We start from the raw sequence: 12,863 nt of genomic DNA on the forward strand, positions 1-12,863 counted from the left end.
TTCGGCACAGTTCCATCGTGCCTAAGGTGGGAGCCGATACCGCCCAGCGCGTCAAACCAGACCTAATACCCCCGAACCCACTCCACCAGCGATCTCACCGCCACCCCGCTAGGCCCCTTGGCGATCCACGGCTTAGCGTCATCCAGCCACGCACACCCCGCAATATCCAGGTGGATCCAGGGTGTATCCCCGACAAACTCCTTCAGGAACATAGCCGCGGTAATCGCCCCGCCATACCGCGACCCCCCGGTATTCATAATGTCGGCGATAGCGCTCTTGATCTGGTCCCGGTAATCATCGGTGCAGGGAAGCCGCCAGAACTTCTCCCCGGTCGTCCCAACCCCACTCATAAACGCTTGCCAAGCAGCTTCGTCGTTCGAGAACACCCCGACATTGATCTTGCCCAGCGCAATCGCCACCGCCCCCGTCAAAGTAGCCGCGTTGATCAAATGCGTACACCCAAGCGTCTTGGCGTAGTGCAGTCCATCCGCCAACACAAGCCGCCCCTCGGCATCGGTATTGATGATCTCGATCGTCTTGCCTGACATCGCGGTGAGGACATCTCCCGGCTTATACGCCTTCCCATCCGGCATGTTTTCCGCCGAGCAGATCACGCTGATCACCTTCACCTTCGGCTTAAGCGCCGCGATCGCTTTCATCGCCCCGATCATGGCTCCCGCCCCCGCCATGTCGTACTTCATCTTCTCCATGCCGTCGCCTGGCTTGATCGAGATCCCGCCCGTATCGAACGTAATGCCTTTCCCGACAAGCCCGAGCACCGGCGATCCTTCGCCCGGTGCCTCGGAAGGCTCATACGTCATCACGATCAGCGCCGGAGGCTCCGCCGACCCCTGTGACACCGCCCAGAAAGCCCCCATCTTCAACTCGTGCAGCTTCTCTGTCGAGTAAACCTCACACGTCAGCCCAGCCTCGGCACACATCGCTGTAGCGCGCTTTCCGAACTCCGTCGGAGTCAGCACGTTGCCCGGCTCGTTCACCAGCCACCGGGTAAAGTTCTGCCCCGAGGCAATCGCCAACCCCTCGCTGAAGCCCGTCGTCAGAGCAGCATCCTCCGCCGCAGCCAGCACGGTGACCGAGCTTACGCTCTGATCCTTTCGGTCACTCTTATAGGTGTCATAGTCCGGATCCGCCAGCTCCGCCCCTTCGGCCAGCACCCGTGCCACCAGCCCGCCCGCAAGCGAGGTCTCCGCCGGAAACGCAACCGCCACATCCCGCAGCCCACGAGGCTTGCAGAAACGAACCGCCGTCCCGCCACCCTTGCGAACCTCATCGAGCGTGAGCTTCGCAGCCTTACCCAGCCCGATCACCAGGAGCCGCTCAGCCTTCACTCCGGCCGGCGCATGCAGCAAAACCGTCTCGCACACTCCAGCCTTGAACTCACCGGAAGCGAGCACCTTAGCAGCCGCGCCCTTGATCGCCTCTGAACCCGTTAGCAGCGTGACTGACGCAGCAGCATCCTTGCCCGTAGCCGAATCGACGGCAAAAACTGCAAGCAGCGGCGTCTCAAACGCGGCTGCATCCTCAAAGAGAAGCTTCGTGATCATCCCTCTATCGTAACCCGCCACCCGCGGAACGACCGAGCTAACGCCTCTGGCTGCGAGCGACAGCGGCCTTGGCTTCCGAGTCCGCCTCACGCTTCCTCTCGGTCGCGCGCTTGTCCCATTCCTGCTTGCCTTTAGCCAGCGCAAGTTCGCATTTCACCCGCCCGTTCCGGAAATAAAGTCGCACCGGGATGAGCGTAAATCCCTTCTGCTTCGTCATACCTTCGAGCTTCCGGACCTCTTGTTTATGCAGCAAAAGCTTCCGGGTGCGAAGCGCTTCATGATTCATCGCATTGCCATGAGAGAACGGTCCGATGTGCGCATTCAGTAGAAAGCACTCCCCGTCTTTCAACAGCCCATACGCGTCCTTCAGGTTGGCCTTGCCCTCCCGGATGGACTTCACCTCGGTCCCGCGGAGCGAAATCCCCGCCTCGAACTTGTCGGTCAAAAAGTAGTTGAAGCTGGCCGACCGGTTGAACGCCGCATCCCGTTTGCCCGCCGCCACGGGGTCGCGATCCTTCTCCTTCACCACGGGTTTAGGCTGGTTCGCAACGGTCGGATTGGAAAGGGAGCGCGGCATCAGGATCCTTCAACGGCACGGGAAGCAGTCACCGGGCCAACCCTTATGTTAACACGCGAGACAACCGGGCCTATGCAGCGTAAGACCACGAGAACGCCCCAGTTAGACCCACGAGACGCCACCACCGAGCGTCCGCCGAACACGAAGAAGACCATGATGAAGCAAGCCAGGCCAGAAGACGCACGAATGGTATACTCAGCCGAATCGAAGACCACACGAGACGCTGTCCCCGGAGGCAAAGTGAACCTCCCAGCCGACCTTGCCGATGTGGTCTCTGGATCGGTCAGGCAGTTCTCGCATCACGAGCAGAATCGCAAGTACAGCAATGACAAGATGCTTCGGGCAGGATATCTTCTTCTGCGGCTACGCTTCACTCCGCACGGTGTAAAGGACGCAAACAGAACAAGCATGGGTCGCGGAGTTATCTCGTCTTTCCTCTCTGAAGTACTGCCCTCCAAGCGGCGCGTCGCGCTGCTCGCCCTCGTGTCGGCGGGCGTCATCGCCGTCCCGAGTCCCAAGGCCGAAGCCCAGTCAGCTCGCACCTGGAACAAGCGCGCCCAGAACGCCGAGCTCCACGAGGACTACGACACCGCCTACGAGGACTACCGCCAGGCCGCCCTCAAAGCCCCCGCCGACCTTCGTTACAAGACCCGCTACGAGCGTATGCGCTTCCTCGCCGGAGTCTCCCACGTCGACCGTGGCCGCGTCCTCAAGCAGAGCGGAGATATCCCCGCCGCGCTCAACGAGTTCGCCCGCGCCCTCGCCGTCGACCCCTCGAACCAGACCGCGACGCAGGAAATCAACCTCATCCAGCATCCGGACAACATGCCGCCTCCGCCCGGCGCACCCCCCACCCCAGAGTCCGCCGCGCTCGAGCAGACGCCCTACCAGGCGGAGACCCTCCGAACCATCAACTCCGTCGCCGGCCCCGTCCAGCTCCAGCCCGTATCGAACGACCCCATCACCCTCCACGCTGTCGAAGACACCAAGGTCATCTACCAGACCATCGGCAAGCTCGCCGGCCTGAACGTCCTCTTCGACCCCGACTACCAGTCCAAGCGCATCCCCGTCGATCTCCAGTCCGTCACCCTCTTCGACGCCTTCCGCATCGTCGGAACCCTCGCCGGAACCTTCTTCAAGCCCGTCACCGCGAACACCATCTTCGTCGCCCAGAACAACCGCACCAAGCGCACCGATCTCGACGAGCTCTCCGTCCAGACCTTCTATCTCACCAACATCGGCCAGGCCCAGGACCTCAACGAGATCCTCACCACCGTCCGCAACATGCTCGACCCGACCGTCAAGATCTACTCGGTCGCCTCGCAGAACGCCATCATCCTCCGCGCCACGCCCGACCAGCTCCTGCTCGCCCAGAAGATCATCAACGATCTCGACCGCGCCCGCTCCGAGGTCGTCGTCGACGTCGCCGTCCTCCAGGTCAACCGCGACCGCGTCCGCAACCTTGGCATCACCCTCCCCCAGTCCTTTACCCTGACCCCGCAAGCCGCAACGTCCTCCACCAGCTCCACGAGCAGCAGCACCTCCACCAGCACCACGAGCACCACCTCCACCTTCACCCTCAACAGTCTCGCGAACCTCAACGCCACGAACTTCGCCGTCGGCCTCACCGGTGGAACCCTCAACGCGCTGCTTACCGACTCCGACACCCGCATCCTGCAGAACCCTCGCATCCGCGCCACCGACGGCCAACGCGCCACTCTCAAGATCGGCTCCCGTATCCCCATCGCCACGGGCTCGTACAGCTCGGGCGTCAGCACCGGAACCGTCTCCCTCGGCGTACAGACCCAGTTCACCTACCTCGACGTCGGCGTCAACATCGATCTCACTCCCACCGTCCACTACGACCACGAGATCACTCTCAAGCTCAAGATCGAAGTCTCCTCGCAGAGCGGAACCGTCACCATCTCGAGCGTCAGCGAGCCAATCATCGCCCAGAACGTCATCGAGCAGACTATCCAGCTCAAGGAAGGCGAGCCCAGCATCATCGCCGGCATCCTCACCAAGCAGGACAACCGCACCAACAGCGGAACCCCCGGCCTCGCCGAAATCCCCTTCCTCAAGTATTTCTTCGGAACCCAGGGCACGGAAAAGCAACAGAACGAAGTCGTCTTCCTTCTCATCCCCCATCTCGTCCGCGAGTCGGTCCTCACCAGGGTAAACACCAGCCCCATCGACACCGGCACAAGCACAAGCTACGAGCTTCGCCGCAGCCCGGCAACCTTCGAGTCCGCCGGAGCCGCCGGAGCCGAGGCCACCGCCAACCTCCTCGCCGGCAGGCCCGTCGCCCGCGCCACCGGGCCTACGACCACCGCCGCCAACGCCGCCGCCGCCATGGCCCAGCAGCTCGCCCAGCAGGCCGAAAAGCCACTCCCGCCGACAGCCGCCGCGGCCGCAGCCCAGAATGGCGTTCCGCTCAACCCCGGAGCCGCCTCCGGCCCAGTCAGCCTCGGCGTCGTCCCGGCCAGCCCCAACCAGGCGGTCGGCGCTACCTTCCAGGTCGCCGTCTCGGCCACCAACGCCCACGACCTCTACGCCGTTCCGCTCCAGATGCAGTTCGATCCCAAGGTCCTCCAGCTCGTCAACGTCGACGCCGGAGACTTCCTCGGGCGCGACGGGCAGGCAGTCGCGATCGTCCACCGTGACGAGGGCAACGGTCTCGTCACCATCTCCACCTCCCGTCCGCCAAGCGCCAAGGGCGTCGACGGCCAGGGCAACATCTGCACCCTCACCTTCAAGGCCATCGCCGCCGGGGACTCGCAGCTTACGCTCACCAAGGTCGGCGCCAAGAACAGCGCGCAGGCAAGCCTGCCCGCCGTAGGATCGCAGGCCACGGTACACGTAAAATGATCTCGCTTCGGCTCCAATCCGCGCCGGCTCCCCTCGCCATCGCGGGGCGTAGCCGGAACGTCAGCCTCGCCAACTCCCAAGCCGGCCTCACCCTGGTCGAACTGATCATCGTCGTCGCCATCGTTGGAATCCTCGCCGGTGCCGCTATCCCCATCGCCCGCTTCCAGGTCAAACGCACCAAGGAAAAAGAACTCCGCCGCGACCTCTGGGAGATGCGTGACGCCATCGACCACTACAAGGACGCCGCCGACAAGAGCGCTTTCCAGACCAAGCTCGACTCCTTCAACTACCCCCCCGACCTCGATACCCTCGTCAACGGCGTCGATGCCGGAACCAAGAAGGTCCGCTTCCTCCGCCGCATCCCCAAGGACCCCATGACCGGTCAGGCCGAATGGGCCACCCGCTCCATGCAGGACGATCCCGACTCCGACGGCGGCGGCCAGAACGTCTTCGACGTCCACTCCAAGAGCGACGGAACCGCACTCGACGGGACAAAATACAACACATGGTGAAGCTCCCTTCAACCCGTCCCGCACCCCAGTCCCGCACCGACGAAAGCGGCTTCACCCTCATCGAGCTGATGATCGTGATGGTCATCATCGGCATCCTCGCCGCCTTCGCCATCCCCGCCTACGTCTCGAACGTCCGCGCCGCCCGCGAAGCCGTCCTCCGCGAGGACCTCCACGCCATGCGCACGGCCATCGACTCCTACACCGTCGACAAGCAGAAGGCCCCGCAATCCCTCGACGACCTCGTCACCGGCGGCTACCTCAAGGTCATGCCCAAGGACCCCATCACCCAGCGCAGCGACACCTGGGTCCCCGCCCAGGACGACAACCTCTCCAGCATCGACCAGACCGAAGCCGGCATCAGCGACGTCTACAGCGGAGCCCAGCAAACCGCCAGCGACGGAACCAGCTACAACACCTGGTAGATGCCGCACGGCACCACTCCGCCACAAACCGATCCAACAGGAGCGCCGTTGTACATCCGTTGTCACGTCGATGCCATCTTTTCGTCGGTCTCCTATGGCGGAAGCGCGCCGACCAGATAGTCGCCCTCGAAGGCATGGATCTCGTGGCGAAACCCGGCAGTACCAGACCTTCGAAGCCTTCCCATTGACGATGCCCGCATAAAAGCATTCCGAGACGCTCAGTGTCGCCCTAGGCTCGGAATCGGTTGCGGAAGGAGGCTTTGCTATCGTGTCACCCTGGGCTCCCGCTCCTGCCGGATAAGAAAGGGATACACCGCGCGAAGATCTGCTGACTCAAGGCATCGTTCATGTTGCTTGACTGCTAGTGGCGTGAAATGTATGTCTTTCAGTTCGGAACGGGTCGCCAGAGCCTTGCCAAGTTCTACTGCGCGTTTTTGAGCAAGGTCCGGATTATTTCCTTCTCCACCTTTGCGAAACGGAGTGCAGTCAGTTGATCCGAGCAGTAGAACGATATCGTGCGGCGTCAGATGCATCTTTGCCAAGCTATCTCCTAAGATGCGAGGCTGGTCTTTGTCGCTATCCCTCAGCAGTTCGTGCCCCTTTACATACTGTCTGACTGGTGACAATTCCTCAGGTCGCAGGGCCGTCGTCTCCACTCCCGGGGCTGATCCCCTACTCGGTGCCGGGTAAGCGGTTATTGCAAATGCCCACAGCAACACGAGAACGGAATATCCAAGTGAAGAGGAAGAGCTGAGAAAGCCCTTCTCCCGTTCCTTATCAGACTTCTTTCCTTTGCCGTCCTTCGCTCCATCCTCATCTTCCTTGTCTTGATTCTCTTCCTCCCGCGGCTCCTTCTCCGCCTTACCCATCATCAACTCGGCCACACGGGTCTTTTCCCCAGCAATTTTCAAGCTCCTCCAGATCGCAAGGCAAAACAAAACCGTCAGGGCAAAAGAGATCCCAAGGTATCCGCCTAGCACCCACCAATACATCTTGTCGCTCAGCTTCGCATACTGGTCTGCGTGCTTCACCACCTCAGCAGCCAGCCCTGCTGCGCCTGCGATTGGAACGGCCTCTGAATGCTTCTTGCCGACGAATGCCAGCGCTGCGAACCCAGCCAGAAATACGAGGACCAGGCTCCAGGGCACGCCCCGGTCATGTTGCTGCACCAAGTTCGCGAGCGCCTCAACATCCTTCGTGAGCGCCTCAACATCGGGACTTGCGGGCTTGCCCGCTCCTGTCCCATTGCCCTCGCCGGTATCAGGCCCCTTCATCCTCAGGCAAAGGAGGCAGTCTTTCAGTTCCTGCTCAGCCTGGCTTTTCCCTAAGCTGTCCGGAGGCTGCGCTGCTGTTGAACCTCCGCGCCCTGCTAATGCAACCACCCGCAAATCCTTCTGCAGTTCCTCGACTGAGGAGCGTAATCCATCCTCAGCTTTCTTGGCTTCCGAAACCTCAGCCCTCGTCACACTGAGCGCTGCCCGGTCGAGCTGTGCGGCCCTCCAGGACCCAGTCCCTACAAAGAGAACCGCCATACCCAAAATGAAGGCCGATTCGGTCGTCGCCAGCCTTCGCCCCCTAATTCTCTGTTCTTGCTTGTCTTGCTCAGCTCCCAGTCCCCAGTTGGATTCCAGCAGGACGAAGAGTCCGATCACGAGGATGACGTAAGCCCACCACCAGTGAGCGGACACTCCAAACTCAGGCGCACGCAATGCTGTAGCGCATGCCGCCGTTAGGAAAGCACACCCGGCAACACGCGAAAGCCGCGTGCCCTCCTCCAAAAACCGCTGAGATAGGCTGGCAATACTCTCCCAGATACTCTGAAATAGGTCCATTCGCACACCTCCAAGTTAGTCGCACGCACGCAGCCTCACCGAGGTCAGTGGGAATACGCTCATCTTCTCTGTGGGGGACCCAGGATAGTGATCAAACGGAGCACGCACGACGGCGTGTCTCGCAAGGTAAGGAGTTACGAGGAAACCAGCCTAGCATGTCTCTTGAGATACGTCTCCAAACCACCTCCCCTCCATCTTCTCCCGCCGCCCCCCCGAGACATTTTCCAAAAAAAAGCGTCTTATAAAGCGTGGAGCTGTGTCCGTTCTCGCGGTGCTGCCTCCAGGAGACCGCCATGCGCACCGTCACTCACCTCGGCCTTGCAGCCCTGCTTACCCTCTCTGTAAGTGCGTACGCGCAGACGAACCCGAACAATACGCCCAGCTCCAAGTCCCCCAACAGCTCCCCCGTCCCGACGGACAACAAGGCCCCCACCGCCGACGAGCTCAAGGCCGCCAAGGATAAAGTCGCCGCCAAGACCGACTCCCTCCCGTCCCCCGGCGAAGACCTCAAGACCAACATCAAGCCCGGCAGCGAGGACGACGTCAGCGCCATCGGCACCCGCAACATCGGAGGCCGCGGCTTTGGCAACTGGTACTCGACCGATTGGGAGGTCCGCACCGGCAAGCAGTATTCAATGGAAGTCGAAAAGTCCGCCCATCTCGTCACCGACCCCGTCATCGTCGAGTACATCAACCGCGTCGGCCAGAACATCGTCAAGAACTCCGACGCCAAGGTCCCCTTCACCATCAAGGTCATCGACTCCGACGAGATCAACGCCTTCGCCCTCCCCGGCGGCTTCTTCTACGTCAACTCCGGCCTGATCCTCGCCGCGGATGAAGAGTCCGAACTCGCCGGCGTCATGGCCCACGAGATCTCCCACGTCGTCGCCCACCACGCCGCCCGCCAGATGACCAAGATGAACATGGCCCAGATCGCCTCGGTGCCCCTCATCATCTTTACCCAGGGCTCCTGGACCGGCTACGGCATCTACGAAGCCACCCAGCTCGCAATCCCCGTCGCCTTTCTGAAGTTCTCCCGCATGGACGAAGCCGAAGCCGACTACCTCGGCCTCCAGTACATGTATCGCGCCGGCTACGACCCCCAGTCCTTCATCACCTTCTTCGAAAAGATCGACGCTCTCGAGAAGCACAAGCCCGGCGCCGTTGCCAAGCTCTTCTCCGATCACCCGCAGACCCCCGACCGCATCCAGCGCTCTGAGGAAGAGATCGCGACTATCATGCCGCCGAAGCCTGACTACATGGTCACCACAAGTGAGTTCGACGATGTGAAGTCCCGCCTCCTGCGTCTCGAGAACAAGCGCAAGCTCAACAACCCCAAGGACGCCAACAAGCCCACCCTCCGCCGCGCAGGCGCCAGCGACCCCAACACCAACTCAGGCAGCAGCACCTCGAGTACCGACGACAACCGCCCCACCCTCGGCCGTCGGAACTAACCTCAGACTTCGCTTCTTGGTTGTCATTCCCGAAGGGAATCTGCGTCTGCCGTTGCCGTTGTCCTTCGCCGAACAGCCCCGACGCACGGTGCCCCGACTTCGCCGACAGCCTCACCGTCGGCTAAGGTGGGAGCTCGTACCGCTGGGGATGGCCCATAACCCGGTTCGGGACCCCATACAATCACGAAATGCAAATCCCCATGCGGCCTGCCCGCGAACAAGATCTCCCTGCCATCGTTACCCTCATGAACGCCGCCTTCCGGGGCGGCGGCGAACATCGTGGCTGGAGCACCGAAGCCGACTATATCTCCGGAACCCGCACCAGCGAATCCCTGCTCAGGGAAGAGATTGCCAGCCAAGCCCAGTTCTTCGTCGTCGACGCGGACGCCCCTTCCAGGATCCGGGGATGCGTCAGCCTCAAGCAGCTCTCACCCGAAAAATGGTACCTCGGCTCCCTCACCGTCGACCCCGCGCAACAGAACTCAGGCTTCGGCCGTGAACTCCTGGCTGCGGCAGAGGACTACCTCGTTTCGCAGGGTGCCTCAGTAATCGAGATGACAGTGGTCCAACTCCGCCACGCCCTTATCTCCTGGTACGAGCGCCGAGGCTACCACCTCACGGGCGCAACTCGCCCGTTTCCCTACGGCGACTCCCGTATCGGAACTCCCCTCCGGGATGACCTCTCCTTCGTCGTCCTTGAGAAGCTCTTGGAAACCGTTCGTTAACCACCTTTACCGCACAACGGCCCACATCCTACCGCCACTTTCCAACGAAGAGACCCGGCTCCAAACCCAAAGCCAACCCCATAAACCCGCGCGCCGCCCAACGAAACACCCAGAACTCACCACAGACCCCAAAAATTGCAGATGAACCCAGAAGCATCATTGGGAACCCGCCGAATTGGTCCGGCCAAAAAGCAGTGCCCCAGCCCGAAGGCTGGGGCATCACTGGAACCGGACACGCTAAACAGTCGTCAGCGCCAAACCAATTCCTTTCTCTTCCCCCTCACCCGCAATCGGACGATAAAAGAGCTGGTTGTTGTCCATGTAGACCTCAAGGAACGCCGGCCGCTGCACTAACCCACCTGAAATCAACGCTTCAGATAACGGATCCTCGATATACCGCTGTAGTGCCCGACGCAGAGGACGCGCACCATACGTCCGGTCCGCCACCGTCTTCGCCAGGATCCAGCTCTTCGCATCGTCCGTCACCGAGATCGTGATGGCTTTGTGGACCAGGTTCACGTTCAGCGACTGCACCAGCAACTCGAGAATCTGCATCAGGTCCGAATCCGACAGCGACGTAAAGACGATCACCTCGTCGAGACGATTCAGGAACTCGGGATTGAAGGTCCGTTTGACCTCGCTCATCACCATCTCCTGCATCTTCTCGAGCACGATCTCGTCCTTGCTCGACTGGAACCCAAGCCCCTCACGCTTCATCAGGTGCTTCGCCCCGATGTTCGAGGTCATCACGATGATCGTGTTCTTGAAGTCGACCGTGTTTCCGAGCCCATCCGTAAGCTGTCCGTCTTCAAACACTTGCAGCAATAAGTTAAAGACGTCTGGATGAGCTTTCTCGACTTCATCGAGAAGCACGACAGAGTAAGGATTCCGCTTCACGCGTTCCGTAAGCTGACCGCCCTCCTCGTAACCGACGTAGCCCGGAGGCGAGCCGATCAGCTTCGAGACCGAATGCTTTTCCATGAACTCCGACATGTCGAACCGGATCATCGACTTCTCGGACCCGAACAGGAACTGCGCCAGCGTGCGCGCCATCTCTGTCTTTCCAACGCCAGTCGGCCCAAGGAACAGGAAGCTTCCGATCGGACGAGCTGGATTCTTGAGGCCAGCTCGAGACCGCCGAATCGCCCGCGAGAGGGCGGAAATCGCCTTATCCTGGGAAATAACCCGCTTATGCAGCTCTTCCTCGACCCGAAGAAGCTTCTGCGTCTCTTCTTCCTTGATCGAGTTGATCGGAACCCCAGTCCAGCGGCTTACCACATCCTCGATATCTTCCTTGGTTACAATCCCCGCGGAAGAGTCGTCGAGGTGGTATTTATCCCGCAACGACCGCAAATTCTCCCGTTCTTTGCGCTCTTCGTCCGAATAAAACCGCGCCTTCTCGAACTCATGATTCGCAATCGCGTTCTCCATCCGGTGGACGATGAACTTGATCCGCTTCTGGACCTCGGTAAGCTCTTCGGGAAGGGAAGTCTGCCGCAGCTTCACTCGCGCTCCCGCCTCATCGATCAGATCGATGGCCTTGTCCGGCAGGAACCGGTCCGGAATGTACCGCGAAGAATGCGACACGGAGTAGTTGATCGCCTCATCCGTATAGCTCACCGCGTGGAACTTCTCGTACTTGTCCTTGATCCCCATGATGATCTTGATCGCATCCTCCTCGTTCGGAGGTGGAACCTTGACCGCCTGGAAACGCCGTTCGAGCGACCTATCTTTCTCAATCGACTTGCGATACTCCGCCGGAGTCGTAGCCCCAATGCACTGGATCTCGCCGCGCGAAAGCGCCGGCTTCAGGATATTGGCAGCATCGAGCGAACCCTCAGCCGAACCAGCCCCGACCAGCGTATGCAGCTCGTCGATGAATACGATGGAGTTCTGGTTCTCCATCAGCTCCTTCATGATCGTCTTCAGCCGCTCTTCGAACTGCCCGCGATACTTCGTTCCAGCCACGATCAGCGAGAGATCGAGCGCAAGCACCCGCTTATCCGCAAGGAAGGAAGGAACTTCGCCGTCGGCGATCTTCTGTGCCAGCCCCTCGACGATAGCGGTCTTACCAACGCCCGGCTCGCCAATGAGCACAGGATTATTCTTCGTCCGCCGGCAAAGAATCTGGATGACACGGTCGACTTCCTGGTCGCGTCCAACCAGCGGATCCAACTGCTGATCCATGGCCGACTGCGTCAGGTCGCGCGAAAACTCCGCCAGCATGCTCTGCTCGCCGCGCTGTCCCTTGCCTGTAGTCGCCGAGGCGGGAGCCTTCTCCTGCGTCGTGCGCTGCAGCTCTTCCCGGATCGCCGGAAGTCTCAGCCCACGCTCCTGCAGGATCTCCGCCGCAAAGCACTTCTCCTCGCGCAGAAGCCCTAGCAAAAGGTGTTCGGTACCAATATGTTTGTGCGAAAGCCGCTCTGCCTCTTCCGCCGCGTAGGCGAGCACACGCTTGCACTCATTCGAGAGTGGAAGATCGACTGAGGTCGATACCTTCTCACGAATAGTGGTATGACCTTCAATCTGCTTCCGTATGGATTCAACCGACTGATGCGACCGCAAAAAACGGTTCGTAAGAGCCTTGTCCTCCCGCAGCAATCCGAGCAGGAGATGCTCGGTCTCGATGTAAGGCGACCCAAATTGACTCGCTTCATACCGCGCAAAGAAGATTACGCGGCGCGCCTTTTCCGTATAGCGTTCGAACATGTTCCCCCTTCAGCCTTTTCGCCCTTTCAGGCTCTAAGCCCGGCCACTGTACAGGCCGTGAGGTCCATACAGCGCCGTTGGTCCCCAAACCATCCCCGTGCCAACCGCTCACGGAAACCATCAGGCTGCCACCGGCAAACGGAGCATCCAATCACTGCAGTTAGTGTAGACGCCAAGTCAATTCTCAAGGCGAAGACGA

The 12,863-nt window shown here is 60.8% G+C and carries 9 protein-coding genes; 5 read left to right on the forward strand and 4 right to left on the reverse strand.

The window, feature by feature from the left end; translation table 11 throughout:
- Positions 1-62: 62 nt before the first annotated feature.
- Positions 63-1,565, reverse strand: coding sequence for a leucyl aminopeptidase (locus GRAN_RS12145; RefSeq protein WP_128913315.1), 1,503 nt, complete (start codon positions 1,563-1,565; stop codon positions 63-65).
- Between the two features lie 37 nt (positions 1,566-1,602).
- Positions 1,603-2,142, reverse strand: coding sequence for an SsrA-binding protein SmpB (gene smpB / locus GRAN_RS12150; RefSeq protein WP_128913316.1), 540 nt, complete (start codon positions 2,140-2,142; stop codon positions 1,603-1,605).
- Between the two features lie 186 nt (positions 2,143-2,328).
- Here smpB and GRAN_RS12155 point away from each other — a divergent pair, with 186 nt between their 5' ends.
- Genes GRAN_RS12155 through GRAN_RS12165 form a run of 3 tightly spaced genes read left to right on the forward strand, consistent with a single transcriptional unit; the run spans position 2,329 to position 5,944 of the window.
- Positions 2,329-5,010, forward strand: a complete 2,682-nt coding sequence (locus GRAN_RS12155) for a cohesin domain-containing protein (RefSeq protein ID WP_241654529.1) — start codon at positions 2,329-2,331, stop codon at positions 5,008-5,010.
- Positions 5,007-5,522, forward strand: a complete 516-nt coding sequence (locus GRAN_RS12160; RefSeq protein ID WP_128913317.1) for a type II secretion system protein — start codon at positions 5,007-5,009, stop codon at positions 5,520-5,522. The genes GRAN_RS12155 and GRAN_RS12160 overlap by 4 nt, the downstream gene beginning before the upstream one ends.
- Complete coding sequence (locus tag GRAN_RS12165; RefSeq protein ID WP_128913318.1) at positions 5,516-5,944, forward strand: type II secretion system protein; 429 nt, start codon at positions 5,516-5,518, stop codon at positions 5,942-5,944. The genes GRAN_RS12160 and GRAN_RS12165 overlap by 7 nt, the downstream gene beginning before the upstream one ends.
- 263 nt (positions 5,945-6,207) lie before the next feature.
- Here GRAN_RS12165 and GRAN_RS12170 read toward each other — a convergent pair whose 3' ends face one another.
- Positions 6,208-7,776 carry a hypothetical protein gene (locus GRAN_RS12170; protein WP_128913319.1) on the reverse strand — a complete coding sequence of 523 codons (1,569 nt, stop codon included), beginning with the start codon at positions 7,774-7,776 and terminating at the stop codon, positions 6,208-6,210.
- 293 nt (positions 7,777-8,069) lie between these two features.
- Here GRAN_RS12170 and GRAN_RS12175 point away from each other — a divergent pair, with 293 nt between their 5' ends.
- Both GRAN_RS12175 and GRAN_RS12180 read left to right on the forward strand, forming a co-directional pair.
- Positions 8,070-9,230 carry a M48 family metallopeptidase gene (locus GRAN_RS12175; protein ID WP_128913320.1) on the forward strand — a complete coding sequence of 387 codons (1,161 nt, stop codon included), beginning with the start codon at positions 8,070-8,072 and terminating at the stop codon, positions 9,228-9,230.
- A 188-nt stretch (positions 9,231-9,418) separates the two neighbouring features.
- The gene (locus GRAN_RS12180; RefSeq protein ID WP_128913321.1) at positions 9,419-9,955 is read left to right on the forward strand and encodes a GNAT family N-acetyltransferase; all 537 of its coding nucleotides are present in this window, start codon (positions 9,419-9,421) and stop codon (positions 9,953-9,955) included.
- A gap of 237 nt (positions 9,956-10,192) precedes the next feature.
- Here the strand turns inward: GRAN_RS12180 and GRAN_RS12185 are convergent, their stop codons facing one another.
- A complete protein-coding gene (locus tag GRAN_RS12185) occupies positions 10,193-12,664 on the reverse strand; it encodes an ATP-dependent Clp protease ATP-binding subunit (RefSeq protein WP_128913322.1) in 2,472 nt (823 codons plus the stop codon).
- Positions 12,665-12,863 lie beyond the last annotated feature (199 nt).

Source organism: Granulicella sibirica (genome assembly GCF_004115155.1).
GTDB classification, from domain to species: Bacteria; Acidobacteriota; Terriglobia; order Terriglobales; family Acidobacteriaceae; genus Edaphobacter; species Edaphobacter sibiricus.